At 65.4% G+C, this 15265-nt stretch carries 15 protein-coding genes and 1 other RNA gene; 8 read left to right on the top strand and 8 right to left on the bottom strand.

Annotation, left to right across the window (positions count from 1 at the left end):
* Positions 1 to 23 precede the first annotated feature (23 nt).
* The 5 genes from ffs (at position 24) to JQ627_RS37720 (ending at position 3565) form a co-directional block, all read left to right on the top strand.
* Positions 24 to 120: signal recognition particle sRNA small type (gene ffs / locus JQ627_RS37740), an RNA gene on the top strand.
* 94 nt (positions 121 to 214) lie between these two features.
* Positions 215 to 2053: a DNA polymerase III subunit gamma/tau gene (locus JQ627_RS37735; RefSeq protein WP_212489392.1), complete on the top strand. Its 1839-nt coding sequence runs from the start codon at positions 215 to 217 to the stop codon at positions 2051 to 2053.
* A gap of 123 nt (positions 2054 to 2176) precedes the next feature.
* Entirely contained in the window at positions 2177 to 2497 is a 321-nt protein-coding gene (locus tag JQ627_RS37730) for a YbaB/EbfC family nucleoid-associated protein (protein WP_212489391.1), read from the top strand.
* 1 nt (position 2498) lies between these two features.
* Entirely contained in the window at positions 2499 to 3101 is a 603-nt protein-coding gene (gene recR / locus JQ627_RS37725) for a recombination mediator RecR (RefSeq protein WP_063979823.1), read from the top strand.
* Between the two features lie 26 nt (positions 3102 to 3127).
* On the top strand, positions 3128 to 3565 hold the full coding sequence (locus JQ627_RS37720; protein ID WP_212489390.1) for a hypothetical protein: 438 nt from the start codon (positions 3128 to 3130) through the stop codon (positions 3563 to 3565).
* A 143-nt stretch (positions 3566 to 3708) separates the two neighbouring features.
* Here JQ627_RS37720 and JQ627_RS37715 read toward each other — a convergent pair whose 3' ends face one another.
* Together JQ627_RS37715 and JQ627_RS37710 are read right to left on the bottom strand one after the other, a co-directional pair.
* Complete coding sequence (locus tag JQ627_RS37715) at positions 3709 to 5073, bottom strand: AmpG family muropeptide MFS transporter (RefSeq protein WP_212489389.1); 1365 nt, start codon at positions 5071 to 5073, stop codon at positions 3709 to 3711.
* Between the two features lie 190 nt (positions 5074 to 5263).
* Positions 5264 to 6463, bottom strand: a complete 1200-nt coding sequence (locus JQ627_RS37710; RefSeq protein ID WP_212489388.1) for a DNA recombination protein RmuC — start codon at positions 6461 to 6463, stop codon at positions 5264 to 5266.
* 171 nt (positions 6464 to 6634) lie between these two features.
* Between JQ627_RS37710 and def the strand changes: the two genes are divergently transcribed.
* The 3 genes from def (at position 6635) to truA (ending at position 9213) form a co-directional block, all read left to right on the top strand.
* Positions 6635 to 7159: a peptide deformylase gene (def, locus tag JQ627_RS37705; RefSeq protein ID WP_212489387.1), complete on the top strand. Its 525-nt coding sequence runs from the start codon at positions 6635 to 6637 to the stop codon at positions 7157 to 7159.
* Between the two features lie 203 nt (positions 7160 to 7362).
* Complete coding sequence (gene fmt / locus JQ627_RS37700; protein ID WP_212489386.1) at positions 7363 to 8286, top strand: methionyl-tRNA formyltransferase; 924 nt, start codon at positions 7363 to 7365, stop codon at positions 8284 to 8286.
* A 189-nt stretch (positions 8287 to 8475) separates the two neighbouring features.
* On the top strand, positions 8476 to 9213 hold the full coding sequence (truA, locus tag JQ627_RS37695; RefSeq protein ID WP_212489385.1) for a tRNA pseudouridine(38-40) synthase TruA: 738 nt from the start codon (positions 8476 to 8478) through the stop codon (positions 9211 to 9213).
* Between the two features lie 136 nt (positions 9214 to 9349).
* On the opposite strand, the gene dapE is transcribed toward truA, so the two are convergent.
* The 6 genes from dapE to argB form a co-directional block, all read right to left on the bottom strand.
* Positions 9350 to 10516, bottom strand: a complete 1167-nt coding sequence (dapE, locus tag JQ627_RS37690) for a succinyl-diaminopimelate desuccinylase (RefSeq protein WP_212489384.1) — start codon at positions 10514 to 10516, stop codon at positions 9350 to 9352.
* Entirely contained in the window at positions 10513 to 11157 is a 645-nt protein-coding gene (locus JQ627_RS37685; RefSeq protein WP_212489383.1) for a DUF805 domain-containing protein, read from the bottom strand. Before JQ627_RS37685 ends, dapE begins: the two co-directional genes overlap by 4 nt.
* Positions 11158 to 11382: 225 nt before the next feature.
* Positions 11383 to 12228 carry a 2,3,4,5-tetrahydropyridine-2,6-dicarboxylate N-succinyltransferase gene (dapD, locus tag JQ627_RS37680; protein WP_212489382.1) on the bottom strand — a complete coding sequence of 282 codons (846 nt, stop codon included), beginning with the start codon at positions 12226 to 12228 and terminating at the stop codon, positions 11383 to 11385.
* A 125-nt stretch (positions 12229 to 12353) separates the two neighbouring features.
* Positions 12354 to 13049 carry a pyrimidine 5'-nucleotidase gene (locus tag JQ627_RS37675; RefSeq protein ID WP_212489381.1) on the bottom strand — a complete coding sequence of 232 codons (696 nt, stop codon included), beginning with the start codon at positions 13047 to 13049 and terminating at the stop codon, positions 12354 to 12356.
* A gap of 14 nt (positions 13050 to 13063) precedes the next feature.
* Positions 13064 to 14050 carry a DUF1036 domain-containing protein gene (locus JQ627_RS37670; protein ID WP_212489408.1) on the bottom strand — a complete coding sequence of 329 codons (987 nt, stop codon included), beginning with the start codon at positions 14048 to 14050 and terminating at the stop codon, positions 13064 to 13066.
* A 155-nt stretch (positions 14051 to 14205) separates the two neighbouring features.
* On the bottom strand, positions 14206 to 15093 hold the full coding sequence (gene argB / locus JQ627_RS37665; protein ID WP_011090823.1) for an acetylglutamate kinase: 888 nt from the start codon (positions 15091 to 15093) through the stop codon (positions 14206 to 14208).
* Positions 15094 to 15265 lie beyond the last annotated feature (172 nt).

Genomic DNA, 15265 nt, shown 5'->3' with positions numbered 1-15265 from the left:
CTTTTGGCCCCAAATAGGGACCGGGAGATTGGCGGTGGACGAGCCACTCGCCAACCGGGTCAGGTCCGGAAGGAAGCAGCCCTAACGAGGTCCGGATCGGGTCGCTCGTCAGTCTCCTACCTGTTTTTCCGAGCGAATTGCGCCGGCGGGCTTCCCGCCAGCGCGCTCCTTTCCGCAAAAGCCGGGCGAAAGACATTCCATTGCGGATCGACCGATGACCGACGCTGGCGCCCCTCCCAACCCCGACAGCGCCGGCCAGGCCAGCACGCCCTACCGGGTGCTGGCGCGCAAATACCGGCCCTCCAGCTTCGACGATCTGATCGGCCAGGAGGCCGTGGTCCGCACCGTCTCGAACGCGTTCGAGACCGGGCGCATTCCGCAGGCCTGGATCCTCACCGGCGTCCGCGGTGTCGGCAAGACCACCACCGCGCGTATTTTGGCCCGTGCGCTCAACTACGAGATGCCGGATGGCTCGGTGAAGGGCCCGACCATCCACATGCCGACGTTAGGGGTGCATTGCCAGGCGATCATGGAAAGCCGGCACATGGACGTGCTGGAGATGGACGCGGCCTCGCATACCGGCGTCGACGACGTCCGCCAGATCAATGACAGCGTGCGCTACGCGCCGGCCAGCGCCCGCTACAAGGTCTACATCATCGACGAAGTCCACATGCTGTCGACGGCGGCGTTCAACGCCTTCCTGAAGACGCTGGAGGAACCGCCGGAACATGCCAAATTCGTGTTCGCGACCACCGAGATCCGCAAGGTTCCGGTCACCGTGCTGTCGCGCTGCCAGCGTTTCGACCTGCGCCGCGTCGAGGCCGACGTGCTGATGAAGCACCTCGCCAATATCGCGGCGAAGGAGAGCGTCGAGATTGAGCCCGAGGCGCTGGGTATCATCGCGCGCGCTGCCGAAGGGTCGGTGCGCGATTCGCTGTCGCTGCTCGACCAGGCGATCGCGCATGCGGCAGGCACCGTGAAGGCCGATGCGGTCAGGCAGATGCTGGGGCTCGCCGACCGCACCCGCGTGATCGACCTCTTCGATTCGCTGGCGCGCGGCGACATCGCGAGCGCCTTCAGGGAATTCCGCGACCAGTACGATGTCGGCGCCGATCCGATCGTCGTGCTCTCGGACCTTGCCGAATTCGTCAACTTCGTCACCCGCGTGAAGATCGTGCCGGCGACCGCCGATAATGTCGCCTATGGCGAGACCGAGCGGGTGCGCGCGCGGGATTTCGCCTCGAAAATCTCGATGCGCGTGCTGTCGCGGATGTGGCAGATGCTGCTCAAGGGCATCACCGAGGTGCAAGCCGCGACGCGTCCCGCAGCGGCTGCCGAGATGGTGCTGGTGCGCATCGCCTATGTCGCCGACCTGCCGACGCCGGACGAAGCAATCAGGATGCTGGAGCAGAATGACGGCGGCTCGCCGGTCGTGGGCGGCGGAAATGCCGCGCGCAGTGGCGCGCCGGGTGCGCCGGTCGCCTCCGCAGCGCCGGTCGCTTCGGCTCCGCCCATGCGCGCACCGACCTCATCACCGTCCGCGTTTGGCGGCGGCGCTGCCCGGCCGCAGATGGCGGCGCCTGCGCCGGATCCGCAAGGGGCCGCACCCCAGCTGCGCATCACGAGCTTCACCCAGCTCGTTGCGCTCGCCGGGCAGAAGCGCGACCTCATGACCAAGGGCGCGCTCGAAGGCGACATGCGCCTCGTCCGTTTCGAGGAGGGGCGGCTCGAAGTCGCGCTCGAACCGAACGCGTCCAAGACCATGATTTCGGAGCTCGCGCGAAAATTCGAGCTGTGGACCGGCCGCCGCTGGACCGTGATCGTCTCCAACGAGCAGGGCCAGCCGACGCTGCGTTCGGTGAGCCTGGCGGCGAAGCAGGAACATGCGCGCTCCGCCGAAGCCGATCCGCGCGTCCAGGAGGTGCTGTCGCGTTTTCCCGGTGCGAAGGTCGTCGAGGTCCGCAGGCTTGCCCCCGAGGCGCCGGAATCCAATATTAATGCGGACTATGGCAGTGACGATCCGCCCGATGGTTCCGACGGCGACGATCTCTAGAGCATGATCCGGACCCGAAGGGCCGCGTCGCGCAAAGTGTGACGCGGTTTTCCGATTAGATCATGCGCAAACCAAAAGTGAAGGCACGATGACGAGTCATCGCGCCAACCAAGGACAGCACCGATGGTCGATATTTTCGGCATGATGAAGCAGGCGCAGCAGCTGCAATCCAAGATGCAGGAGATGCAGGATCAGCTCTCCAACGTCGAGGTCGAAGGCATCTCCGGCGGCGGTCTCGTCGCCGTGCGCATGACGGCGAAGATGGACGTGAAGGGCATCAAGATCGATCCCTCGCTGATGAAGCCGGAAGAGCGCGAGGTGCTCGAGGACCTGCTCGTCACCGCCCTCGGCGACGCCCGCCGCAAGGCCGAGACGGCCATGCAGGAGAAGATGCAGTCGCTTACGGGCGGGCTCAGCCTGCCGCCGGGTATGTTCGGCCAATAAGATGGGTTCGGTTGCAGGTCCCGAAATCGAGCGGCTGGTCCAGCTTCTCGCAAGGCTGCCGGGCCTCGGTCCGCGCTCGGCGCGGCGTGCGGCGTTGCACCTGATCAAGAAGCGCGAAGCGCTGATGATGCCGCTGTCTTCGGCCCTGCAGGTCGCGCTCGACAAGGTCCAGGTCTGCAAGACCTGCGGCAATATCGACACGCAAAATCCCTGCACGGTCTGCACCGATCCGAAGCGCGATGATGCCATCATCGTCGTCGTCGCCGATGTCGCCGACCTGTGGGCGCTGGAGCGGGCCAATGCCACTCAGGGGCGCTATCACGTGCTGGGCGCGACATTGTCGCCGCTCGACGGTGTCGGCCCGCAGGACCTCACCATCGACGCGCTGGTCGCGCGCGCACATGCCGCCGAGGTGCACGAGATCATCCTGGCGCTGAACGCGACGGTCGACGGCCAGACCACCGCGCATTACATCACCGACCTGCTTCAGGACGCCAACGTAAAAGTAACCCGGTTAGCCCATGGTGTGCCGGTCGGTGGCGAGCTTGATTATCTCGATGAAGGTACGCTATCGGCCGCGATGCGGCAGCGGACCCTGTTCTAGCCATCCAGACTTACGGAACGGACGACATGACGAAACTTTTCGCCACACGATCGGCTTTGGTCGCGACGATGATGCTGCTGGCGACGCCGGCCATCTCCGCGCAGCAGGACGACGGGGCGCCGCCGCCGTCGAAGCCCGGCAAGCCGATCAGCGCCGGCGAGGTCCTCTCGGGCGAATTGAACGCGATGAAGGTGCGCGACATCAAGAACGCCGGCAAGCGGATTGCGATGTACCAGATCACCTCCGAGCCGCGCCGTCTGCCGGCGCCGAACGGGCTGTGCAATCTCGAGACTGGCCCCGAGACGTTCCAGCTCGTCACCTCCAGCGACGCGCAGGCCACGCAGCTGAAATCGTTCGTCGGCAAGGCGATCTCGGTCAAGGTCGACGAAGTCGCCTGCGCCAGCGATCCCGGCCAGATGAGCGAGGCCGTGATCACGAAGTGGAGCTTGATCAGGAAGCAGTAGGGGGGCGCGGCTCCAGCCGAGCTACCGTAGGGTGGGCAAAGGCGCAAAGCGCCGTGCCCACCATTCTCCCAGCGACGATTCGGGTGGTGGGCACGCTTCGCTTTGCCCACCCTACGGCATCGCGGGCGTGGCGCGTGCCGAGTTTAAACCCTTACCGGCCCCAGCGCCTCAAAGTGCCCACGCTTCTGCAGCCAGGCCAGCAGCACCAGGCTCGGGATCGCCACCAGCACGCAGATCACGAAGAACAACGCCCAGCCGGTCGTGTCCGCCACGAAGCCCGCACTCGCTGACAGATATGTGCGACCGACCGCGGCGAGCGCGGTGAGCAGCGCGTATTGCGTCGCCGTGTGCAGCGGATTCTGGCACAGCGCGGAGAGATAGGCGACGAAGATCACGGTGCCGATGGCGCTGGTAAAGTTCTCGCAGGTGATGGCAAAGGCCAGCGCCCATTGGCTGGTGCCGACGAATGCCAGCCAGGAGAAGGAGAGATTGGCGAGCGCCTGCACCACGCCGCCGATCCACAGGCTCGTCGCAAGCGAAAAGCGCCGCGCCAGGAAGCCACCGGCAAAGCCGCCGATCAGCGTTGCCGCGAGGCCAACGCCCTTCACGATCGCCGCATAATCGTTGCGGGAGAAGCCGAGGTCGATCACGAACGGCGCGGTCATGGTGCCTGAAAAAGCATCGGTGAACTTGAACAGCACCACGAAGGCGAGCGCAGCGAGCGCGTCCTTGCGCGACAGGAACTCCGAGAAGGCCCCGATCGCTGCATGCAGCACGCGCGCGAACGCCGTCTCGGTTTGTGTCGCAGCTTCCGCCCGCACCGATTGCTCCGGCTCGGTCGCGACCAGCGCCGTGATCGTGCCGATCAGCACCATCGCCGCCATCACCACATAGCCCCACATCCAGGCCGACGCGCGCGGAATGCCGGTGCCCTCGAAGCCGGACACGATGAACAGCGCGCCCGCGGTCGAGACCAGCATGCCGATGCGATAGGCCGCGACGTAAGCCGCCATGCCGGCGGCCTGCTCGCTCTCCGGCAGGCTCTCGACGCGGAACGCGTCGACCACGATGTCCTGCGTCGACGACGTCGTCGCGACCAGCAGCGCGCCGAGCGCGACGTAGAACGGCGAGCGCGCGGGATCGGTGAGGGCCAGCAGCAGGATCGCGATGATCAGCAATAGTTGAGAGAACACCAGCCAGCCGCGCCGCCGCCCGAAGGCGCGGGTGAACAGCGGCACATGCAGTGCATCCACCAGCGGCGCCCACAGGAATTTCAGCGTGTAGGGCGTACCGACCAGCGCAAACAGCCCGATGGTCTTGAGATCGACCCCGGCCTCGCGCATCCACACCAGCAGCGTGGAGCCCGACAGCGCCAGCGGCAGCCCCGAGGAGAAACCGAGGAACAGCACGATCAGCACCCGCGGTTGCAGGTAGACGGCCAGGCCGTCACGCCAGGAGGCGGCGGGGGCATCGGTGCCGGCGGGGGAGGTCGCGTCGGGTGCGGTCATGGGGTGGTGTTAGCAGATTCTGAAGGAAAAGCCTCGTGGTAGCCGGTGAGGCGGTAGACGCCTCAACACCCTCGGTGTCATCGTCCGCGAAGGCGAACGATCCAGTAATCACCAGCGCCTCGATCCAATCACGGCTGCCGCGGCGTACTGGATACCCCGCCTTCGCGGGGTAGGACAGGGTACTACGAACTCACTCCCCCGCCTGGAGCTTCCTCGGGAACAGCTCCGGCGCGCCGGTGGCCACCAGATGCGGGCCTTCGGGCGTATCGGTCTTGCTGAAATCGAGCTCCTCGATTCGCCCCGCGCGCTTCTCGATCTTGTCGGCGGAGATCAGCACCTGCCGGACGTCCTCGTTCACGTCGGCAAAATGCTTCTGCAGCTTCAGCACGCGGTCGCGCAGGCGGCCGAGGTCGTCGCCGAGCTTGATCACTTCGGTGCGGATCTGGTCGGCGGCATCGCGCATGCGCGCGTCCTTCATGATCTGCTGCATCACCTGGATCGCGAGCATCAGCAGCGAAGGCGACACCAGCACGACACGGGCGCGATAGGCCTTCTGGATCACGTCGTCGAAACCGTCATGGATCTCGGCGTAGACCGATTCCGACGGCACGAACATCAGCGCCATCTCCTGGGTCTCGCCGGTGACAAGATATTTTTCGGCGATGTCGCTGACATGCTTCATCACGTCGCCGCGCAGCCGCTGCGTGGCGATGCGCCGCTCCTCGTCGGTGCGGGCGTCGTGCAGCGCGGTCATCGCCTCCAGCGGAAATTTTGCGTCGATGCAGAGCGGCCGCTGGTCGGGCAGGAACACCACGCAATCCGGACGCTTGCCGGTCGAGAGCGTGAACTGGAATTCGTAGGACCCCTTTGGAAGACCGTCCTGGACGATCGCCTCCATCCGCGCCTGGCCGAAGGCGCCGCGCGACTGCTTGTTGGCGAGCACGTCGCGCAGGGTCGTCACCTGCGTGGTGAGGTCGGTCAGGTTCTTGTGGGCGTTGTCGATGATGCCGAGCCGCTCGTGCAGCGCGCGCAGGCTCTCCATGGTGTTGCGGGTCGAGTGTTCCATGGACTGGCCGACGCGATGGGTCACCGAATCCAGCCGCTCGTTGACCGCCCGCGCCATCTCGGCCTGGCGGCCGGCCAGCGCCTGGGTCATGGCATCGACCCGGCCCGAGGACTCGCTCTGGGCGTGCAGCATCTGGCTGATGCGCTCCTCGAGCTCGTCGGCGCGGATGGCATTGGCCATGGCGAGTTCCGCGCCGCGGCGTCCCGAGCGCGCGATCACCACCGCAATCACCACCAGCAGGATGAGGACGAGGGCGCCGAAGCCGATCAGCGCATCGATCGTGCGGACCGGCCAGTCGCCAGCCAGGAAAATAATCTCGTTCATGGCGGCCCTTTTAGCCGATTCGACACCCTCCGCGAACGAATAGCGAACGTTTATGGTTAATAGCCCCCTAATTTTTATGGTTAACGAAACCTGAAGTTTTATGGTTAGCGGAGGGTTAACGGAGTTCCTCGCCGCATTGACCGCATCCGGCATGCGGCTTAAATCGCGGCCATGGCCCTCAGAGAAATCATCATCCTGCCCGACAAGCAGCTGCGTCTGGTCTCCAAGCCGATCGAGAAGGTCACGCCGGAGATCCGCAAGCTTGCCGACGACATGTTCGAGACCATGTACGACGCGCCCGGCATCGGGCTCGCGGCGATCCAGATCGCGCAGCCGCTGCGGCTGATCACCATGGACCTTGCCAAGCCGGACCCGGACGGCGAGACCAAGCCGGAGCCGCGCGTCTTCATCAACCCCGAGATCATCGCCTCTTCCGAGGATCTGTCGGTCTACGAGGAAGGCTGCCTGTCGATCCCCGAATATTACGAGGAGGTCGAGCGGCCTGCGAAGGTCCGCGTGCGCTTCACCGATCTCGACGGCAAGGTGCACGAGGAGGACGCCGAAGGCCTCTACGCCACCTGCATCCAGCACGAGATCGACCATCTCAACGGCGTGCTGTTCGTCGACTATCTGTCGAAGCTCAAGCGCGACCGCGTGATCAAGAAGTTCGAGAAAGCCGCCAAGCGCGCGGAGTAGTTTTTGGTGCCGCCCCACACTCCCCTGCGCTCCCTCCCCCCTTGCGGGGGAGGGCGGGGGAGAGGGGTAGCCCAGACGGAAGTCTATCCATCGTTCTGAATCAAGTGCGTGCCGCGACGCTTGCGCCGAGAGAACGCGTCGTGTGGCACCCCTCTCCCTAACCCTCCCCCGCAAGGGGGGAGGGAACGCATCGAGTTCTTGTCATGCCCCTCCGTCTGATCTTCATGGGCACGCCCGATTTCTCCGTGCCGACGCTGCTCGAACTGGTCGCGCATGGCCACGAGATCGCGGCCGTCTATACCCGCGCGCCAAAGCCCGGCGGCCGGCGCGGCCTGCAATTGCAGCCGACCCCAGTCGAGGAAGCGGCGCGAAAACTCGGCGTGCCCGTGCTGACGCCGAAGTCGTTGAAGACGCCCGAAGCGCTCGACGAGTTTCGCGCCTTTGACGCCGATGCCGCCGTCGTCGTCGCCTACGGCATGATCCTGCCGCAGGCGATCCTCGATGCGCCGAAGCTCGGCTGTTACAATCTGCACGCCTCGCTGCTGCCGCGCTGGCGCGGCGCCGCGCCGATCAACCGCGCGATCATGGAAGGCGATGCCGAGAGCGGCGTCATGGTGATGAAGATGGATGTCGGCCTCGACACTGGCGACGTCGCCATGGCCGAGCGGATCGCGATCACCGACAACATGACCGCGGTCGATCTGCATGATCGCCTCTCACGCCTGGGTGCCGATCTGATGGTGCGCGCGATGGCCGCACTCGCTCGCGGCGGCCTCCAGCTCAAAAAGCAGAGCGAGGATGGGGTCACCTGTGCCGCCAAGATCGACAAGGCCGAAGCGCGGATCGATTGGATCAGGCCCGCGCGCGCCGTGCTGCGTCACATCCACGGTCTGTCGCCGTTTCCCGGCGCCTGGGCCGAGCTTGAGAACGCACGCGTGAAAATCCTGCGCTGCGAGCTTGCCAAAGGATCGGGCGCGCCGGGCGCGGTACTGGACGATCAGCTCACCATCGCCTGCGGCGAGGAGGCGATCCGCATCGTCGAGCTTCAGCGCGAGGGCAAGGGCCGGATGCAGGCCGCGGACTTCCTGCGCGGTGTACCGCTGAAAGCAGGCGCCAAATTCACCTGACGCTGTCATACCCCGCGAAGGCGGGGTATCCAGTACACCGAGGCTTCTCGGTCGAACCGATAGGCCGCGCGTACTGGATCGCCCGGTCCCGGCTCCGCCAAGGCTACGCCGAGGCCCACATCAGCGCTCGGCACGCCGAAGCTTCAGCGAAGGCGGCAAGCCGGGCGATGACAGCAGAACTGGAAACTGATGCCCCGCTATAAGCTCACCATCGAATATGACGGCGCGCCGTTCTTCGGCTGGCAGGTGCAGGACACGCTGCCCTCGGTGCAGGGCGCGCTAGAGGCGGCGGTGAAGGCGATGACCGGCGCGGATCTGCGGGTGCATGGCGCGGGCCGCACCGACGCCGGAGTACATGCGCGCGGCCAGGTCGCGCATGTCGACATCGAGAAGCAGTTTCCGCCGGGCCGTTTTCGCGACGGGCTCAACGCGCATCTGCGTCCGCATCCGGTGGCGGTGCTGGAGGCCGAGGTCGTGCCCGACACCTTCGAGGCGCGCTTCTCGGCGGTGAAGCGCCACTACCGCTACCGCATCGTCAACACCCGCGCCAATCTCGCGCTCGATGTCGGCCACGCCTGGCGCGTGCCGCGCCGGCTCGACGCCGATGCGATGCATGCGGCGGCGCAGCGCCTGCTCGGCAAACACGATTTCACGACGTTTCGCGACACCGAGTGCCAGGCCAAGTCGCCGGAGAAGACGCTCGACCAGCTCGACGTCGAGCGCGACGGTCGCGAGATCACGATTGTCACCTCGGCGCGCTCGTTCCTGCACAGCCAGGTGCGCTCGATGGTGGGATCGCTGGTGTGGGTCGGCGAAGGCCGCTGGACCGCCGACGATCTCTCCGCAGCGCTCGAAGCCCGCAACCGCGCAGCCTGCGGCATCGTCGCGCCGCCTGACGGGCTGTATCTGGTGAAGGTGGATTATTAGCGTCCGCTGCCGCGACAGGCGTCATGGCCGGGCTTGTCCCGGCCATTCACGATCTTCTTCTAGGCTCGCAAAGAACGTGGATGCCTGGGACAAGCCCGGGCATTACGGCGGAATATGCGGCGAAGGCCGCGGTTTGCTAACCAAAATACCGCGTCAAAATCCCGCGATAGACCTGCGTCAGCTTCTCCAGATCCACCACCGGCACGCGCTCGTCGACCTGGTGCATGGTCTGGCCGACCAGGCCGAACTCGATCACCGGGCAATAGCTCGAGATGAAGCGCGCATCCGAGGTGCCGCCGCTCGTCGACAGCTCCGGCTTCCGTCCCGTCACTTCCTCGATCGCCGATACCGCGAGATCGGTGAACGGGCCGGGTTTTGTCACGAACACGTTCGAGTTCGACGGCTCCCAGACGATTCGGGCCTTGATACGGTTGCCGCAGGCCTTTGCCAGCCGCGTCTCGACCAGCTCGCGCAGGCTCGCCTGGGTGTGGTTGTCGTTGTAGCGGATGTTGAACTTTGCGCGGGCCTCGCCGGGGATGACGTTGTTGGCCTTGTTGCCGACGTCGACCGAGGTGAATTCGAGATTGGAGGCCTGGAATTGCGCGCTGCCATGGTCAAGCGGCTCGTCACTGATCGCCACGATCAGTCGCGAAATGTCCGGCACCGGATTGGCCGCGCGATGCGGATAGGCGACATGACCCTGCACGCCGTCGACATAGAGCGTGCCGGACTGCGAGCCGCGGCGGCCGACCTTGATGGTGTCGCCGAGCGTCTCGACATTGGAGGGCTCACCCAGCACGCAATGATCGAATTTTTCGCCGCGCTCCGCGGCCCACTTCAGCAGCTTGATGGTGCCGTTGATGGAGACGTCTTCCTCGTCGCCGGTGATCAGGAACGAGATCGAACCTTTTCCATCCGCACGCGGCGTGCCGCCATTCGCGGCGAGATGCTCGATCACGGCGGCGACCGAGCAGGCGATGCCGCCCTTCATGTCGACCGCGCCGCGGCCGTGCAGGAAACCGCCTTTCACCTCGCCGGAGAACGCGCCGACGCTCCAGGCGCTCTCGTCGCCGGGCGGCACCACGTCGGTATGGCCGGCGAAAGTGATGTGCGGCCCTTCGCTGCCGATCCGCGCATAGAGATTGTCGACGTCGGCGGTGCCGGGCTCGCTGAACGTCACGCGGTGGCAGGTGAAGCCTGCTGCGTTCAGAGCTTTTTCAAGCACGCCCAGCGCACCGGCATCGGCCGGCGTTACCGAGGGGCAGCGGATGAGATCGCGGGCAATCGAGAGGGCATCGGTCATGCGCCCCGCTTAACATGCATGCCGCCGGGTCGGCTAGCGCTGGGCGGGACAATTTCGATCTCGCGGCTCTGGTCCCAGCTTTTCGCAGAGAGCGATGCGGTGCTGCCCTCGACGTCGACGAGTGGATCGGGACCGAACCGGTTGTGGCCTGATGTGCCGGGCGCAACGAACATTTCGACCAGGCCCCACAGCCACAGCGTCGAAGCGGAGAGGTTGAGGGGAAGCGTCCAATGAGAGTCGGGCAGCAGGTCCGAGAACTGGCTGAACAGGCCGGGCACGACGAAGAAGGCAACGATCCACCAGCCGCTCCTGTCGCGATCGTGCAGCCGCTTGATGGTCGTCGCCAGGAAGATCCATGAGAACACCGCCAGGCCGGACGATTTCAGGATCAGATCCGTGCGGTCAAAGGATGCCAGCGAGCGATAGGTCCGGGGATCGACCAGCTTGAAGAGGTCGTCGAGGCCGAAGTCGAAATCGAGCTTGATGGATAGCTTCAACGCCCCCTCGGCGCCGAGGAGGTGAATCACCTGACCGATTATCCCGAGCAGCGCTGCCAGCACCGCGACGATCAGCAGCGCCTGCCACAGCAAGGCGCGGTTGATGCGGCCGTCGAAGCGGAAGAGGTACCAGGTCCAGTCCATGCGAGAGGCTCCGGGCGGTAACGGCCGCCCGGTGATTGGTCGCGATGGAGGGAGGGTGGGTTCGATGAGGCTACCAGACCCGTCATCCTGTGGTGCTCGCGTAGCGAGCCTCGAAGGATGAAACGGTCGGGATGCAGCCGGGAGCCGGGCCGTCGCCCTTCGAGGGCCGCTGAAGGAGCGGCCACCTCAGGGTGACGGTGATAGATTGCGTTTTGGGACGCAAACTCAATCCCGCAGCAGCTCGTTGATGCTCGTCTTCGACCGTGTGCGTTCGTCGACGCGCTTGACGATCACGGCGCAGGCGGTGCTCGGGCCGATCTGGCCGTTCTTCATGGGCTTGCCGGGCAGCGCGCCGGGCACCACCACCGAATATTCCGGCACCTCGCCCATGAAGACCTCGCCGGTCTCGCGATCGACGATCTTGGTGGAGGCGCCCAAAAACACGCCCATCGCCAGCACCGCGCCCTTGCGCACGATCACGCCTTCGGCGACCTCGCTGCGTGCGCCGATGAAGCAGTCGTCCTCGATGATGACGGGCTCGGCCTGCAGCGGCTCGAGCACGCCGCCGATGCCGGCGCCGCCGGAGATGTGCACGCGCTTGCCGATCTGCGCGCAGGAGCCGACGGTGGCCCAGGTGTCCACCATCGTGCTCTCATCGACATAGGCGCCGAGATTGACGAAGGATGGCATCAGCACGACGTTCTTGGCGATGAAGGCCGAGCGGCGCACCACGGCGCCCGGCACCGCACGAAAACCGGCATCGCGAAAACGGTTCGGGCCCCAGCCTTCGAACTTCGAGGGCACCTTGTCCCACCAGCTCGCCTTGCCGGGACCGCCGCCAATGACGTCCATGTCGTTGAGGCGGAAGGACAGCAGCACCGCCTTCTTCAGCCATTGATTGACCTTCCACTTGCCGTCGGCGCCGCGCTCGGCGACGCGCGCCTCGCCCTTGTCCAAGGTCTCCAGCGCCTGGTCCACGGCCTCGCGCACCTCACCCTTGGTCGAGGTCGAGATGCCGTCACGCGCGTCGAAGGCGCTGTTGATGGTGGATTCGAGGGCTTGGAGGGACATCGGGATTTCCTCTGGGGAGCGGGAATTTTGATGGATTGGGGCGCTTTTTCGGGATTTGGCGGGGCGGAGTCAAGGCATACTCCACCGTCGTCCCGGGCTCGCTTCGCGCCCCGGGACGACAGCGGCTACTTGGGGCGCGACAGCCCGCCCAAGAACCCCGTCAGATCATCCGTGACGTGGTCGACATGGGCGGCGTCCCGGCCTTCCAGTTCCCAGTCCTCGCGCACCACTTCCCTGGTGCCATCAGGCACCACCAGCACCGTGGTCATGCCGAGCGCGTGGGGGACGGTGAGGTTGCGGGCGAGATCCTCGAACATCGCGGCCCGGGTCGGATCGACCGCATGATCTTCGAGGAATTTTTGATAGGTCTGGCGTGCCGGCTTCGGCTCGAACCCGGCGGCGATGATGTCGAACACGCCGTCGAAATGCGTTGCCAGGCCAAGCCGCGCCAGCACCGCATCGACATGGTCGACCGAGCCGTTGGTCAGGATCAGTTTTCGCCCCGACAGTTTTGCGATGGCCTCGCCGAGCGCCGGGTTCGGCTCCAGCGGCGAGTGGTCGATCTTGTGGACATAGGCGAGGTAGTCGTCGGCGCGCACGCCGTGCAGGGTCATCATGCCGCGCATGGTGGTGCCGAAGCGCCGGTAATAGTCCTTCTGGATATTGCGCGCTTCTTCCGGGCCCACGTTCAGCCAATTGCACACGAACTCGCCGATCCGCGCGTCGACCTGCTGCCACAGATTGACGTGATGCGGGTAGAGCGTGTTGTCGAGGTCGAACACCCAGGTGTCGACGTGCGAGAAGGTGCGGGGTTGATTCATCAAAATTCTCTCAATCACGGCATCGCAAAACGCAGCGTCTTGCCGCCGCTCGACATGTCCACCACGCCAAAACCCGTCGCCGCGAATCCGCGCGCGCCGCAATCGGCCTGCTCGTTGGTCTCGAACTTGGTCTCGCGCGTGCAGAGCTGCTTGTCGCCGCCCCAGTTCAGCGGCTTGTCCTTCAGCTTGATGACGCGGTTGTCGGCGTCGATGGCCTCCGCGAAGCTGAAAATCTGCTTCGGCTGCCCGGTCACATCGGGGTGCAGGCAGGTCTTGGGATCGATGCGATACCAGCCGCGGCTCGTCACGGACTTGCCGTCGTCGGTGGCGACCGCCGCCATCACCTTGTGCGGCGTGTCGTTGCACCAGGTCAGGCCGGTCGCAGAAGGCGTCTGCACGGCCTCGACCATGGTCTTGAAGAAGTTGGGCGACGACACGATGTCCGCCGCCAGGCCGCGGCTCTTCAGGAAAGCGGCCAGCGCGCTCTGCGTCTTCGGCCCGTCGACGCCGTCGATCGGGGCTGCGTCATAGCCTGCGATCACCAGCAGCCGCTGGATGCCGGCAAGGCGCGCCTGCTCGTCGTCATATTCGGAATCCTCGGCGAGATAGGCAACGAGATTGCCGTCGGCGCCCTGCGTCGGTGTGATCTGGGTAAAGGCAGCCTGGGTCTGGCCGCTGCGGCACTGGCGCGCGGCGGCGATGACGAAATTGTCCTGCGCCACGCACAGCATGTCGCTGCCGTTCTGCGGGATCGGCGAGGCGCCGTAGACGCCGAGCGCGCGGGCGTTGAGCAGGATGCGGTCGGCGGTCAGCGTGCCCTGCACCACGACGCGGCAGGTGGCGGGATCGATCCTGAACCAGCCCCGCGTCGCGGTCGCCGCCTTGTCGTCGATGCCGATCGCGGCCTCGACGACATAGGACATGCGGTTGCAGATTTTCAGATCGGCCAAGGCGGGCGCGGAGGAGAAGAAGAACGAGACGGCCGCGGCCGGCAGCGTCATTAGGAGACGGGTCAGGAATGAGCGGCCGTGTTGCCTTACTTTCAGCTCGTCATGCCCGGGCTTGTCGCGGGCATCCACGTTCTCAGCGCGGGTCCAAAGGTCGTGGATGGCCGGAACAAGCCCGGCCATGACGGCTTTCCTTGGCCCGCTCTTCCTCACTTGTGGATCAGCGTTCCCGTGCCCTGGTTGGTGAAGAGCTCGAGCAGCACCGCGTGCTGCATCTTGCCGTCGATGATGACGACGCCCTCCACGCCCTGTTCGAGCGCGTAGATGCAGGTCTCGACCTTCGGGATCATGCCGCCGGAAATGGTGCCGTCGGCGATCAGCTTTCGCGCGTCCTTCACCGAAAGCTGCGGGATCAGCTTCTTCGACTTGTCGAGCACGCCAGGCACGTCGGTGAGCAGCAGCAGGCGCTTCGCCTTCAGCGCGCCGGCGACCGCACCGGCAAAGGTGTCGGCGTTGACGTTGAGCGTCTGGCCTTCCTTGGAGGTCGCGAGCGGCGCCAGCACCGGGATCAGCTCGTAGCCGATCAGCTGGTTGAGCAGCGTGAGGTCGACCTTCTCGGGGTCGCCGACGAAGCCGAGATCGATCGCCTTCTCGATGTTCGAGCCGGGATCGACGATGGTGCGCGTCGTCTTCGACGCCTTCACCATATTGGCGTCCTTGCCGGATAGCCCCACGGCCTTGCCGCCGGCCTCGTTGATGTAGCCGACGATCTGCTTGTTGACGGAGCCGGCCAGCACCATCTCGACGATCTCGATGGTCGCGGCATCGGTGATGCGCAGGCCTGCCGCGAACTCCGACTGGATGCCGAGGCGCTTGAGCATGGTGGCGATCTGCGGCCCGCCGCCATGCACCACCACCGGGTTGATCGCGGTCTGCTCGAGCAGCACGATGTCGCGGGCGAAATTCTTTGCGGTCTCCTCGTCGCCCATGGCATGGCCGCCATATTTGATGACGATGGTTTCTTCGTCATACTGCTGCATGTGCGGCAGCGCTTCGGACAGGATGCGGGCCTGGTCGAGCGGAGAGATGTCGGTCATGAGGCGGATCTCGCTGGCGGGACTAACGCGGCCTGCGTTCTATCCGATTGGCGGGCGCGGCGCAAAGTGAGTGTTCTCTCTTACCCTCCCCTGGAGGGGTAGGGGAATCGCATATGGCGGCGGATGGGCGTTGCGAAGCGGTTGGAACTGGATTCTTTGGGTGTCTCCCACT

It is taken from the genome of Bradyrhizobium liaoningense, from assembly GCF_018130785.1.
In the GTDB taxonomy this organism is placed as follows: Bacteria; Pseudomonadota; Alphaproteobacteria; order Rhizobiales; family Xanthobacteraceae; genus Bradyrhizobium; species Bradyrhizobium liaoningense_A.
Note: the sequence above shows the minus strand (reverse complement) of the source record. Positions and strands in the feature narration are given on the sequence as shown.

Excerpts from the sequence above, each read along its gene's own strand:
- JQ627_RS37735 (WP_212489392.1), top strand. The coding sequence starts at position 215 with ATGACCGACGCTGGCGCCCCTCCCAACCCCGACAGCGCCGGCCAGGCC.
- JQ627_RS37730 (WP_212489391.1), top strand. The coding sequence starts at position 2,177 with ATGGTCGATATTTTCGGCATGATGAAGCAGGCGCAGCAGCTGCAATCC.
- recR (WP_063979823.1), top strand. The coding sequence starts at position 2,499 with ATGGGTTCGGTTGCAGGTCCCGAAATCGAGCGGCTGGTCCAGCTTCTC.
- JQ627_RS37720 (WP_212489390.1), top strand. The coding sequence starts at position 3,128 with ATGACGAAACTTTTCGCCACACGATCGGCTTTGGTCGCGACGATGATG.
- JQ627_RS37715 (WP_212489389.1), bottom strand. The coding sequence starts at position 5,073 with ATGACCGCACCCGACGCGACCTCCCCCGCCGGCACCGATGCCCCCGCC.
- JQ627_RS37710 (WP_212489388.1), bottom strand. The coding sequence starts at position 6,463 with ATGAACGAGATTATTTTCCTGGCTGGCGACTGGCCGGTCCGCACGATC.
- def (WP_212489387.1), top strand. The coding sequence starts at position 6,635 with ATGGCCCTCAGAGAAATCATCATCCTGCCCGACAAGCAGCTGCGTCTG.
- fmt (WP_212489386.1), top strand. The coding sequence starts at position 7,363 with ATGCCCCTCCGTCTGATCTTCATGGGCACGCCCGATTTCTCCGTGCCG.
- truA (WP_212489385.1), top strand. The coding sequence starts at position 8,476 with ATGCCCCGCTATAAGCTCACCATCGAATATGACGGCGCGCCGTTCTTC.
- dapE (WP_212489384.1), bottom strand. The coding sequence starts at position 10,516 with ATGACCGATGCCCTCTCGATTGCCCGCGATCTCATCCGCTGCCCCTCG.
- JQ627_RS37685 (WP_212489383.1), bottom strand. The coding sequence starts at position 11,157 with ATGGACTGGACCTGGTACCTCTTCCGCTTCGACGGCCGCATCAACCGC.
- dapD (WP_212489382.1), bottom strand. The coding sequence starts at position 12,228 with ATGTCCCTCCAAGCCCTCGAATCCACCATCAACAGCGCCTTCGACGCG.
- JQ627_RS37675 (WP_212489381.1), bottom strand. The coding sequence starts at position 13,049 with ATGAATCAACCCCGCACCTTCTCGCACGTCGACACCTGGGTGTTCGAC.
- JQ627_RS37670 (WP_212489408.1), bottom strand. The coding sequence starts at position 14,050 with ATGACGCTGCCGGCCGCGGCCGTCTCGTTCTTCTTCTCCTCCGCGCCC.
- argB (WP_011090823.1), bottom strand. The coding sequence starts at position 15,093 with ATGACCGACATCTCTCCGCTCGACCAGGCCCGCATCCTGTCCGAAGCG.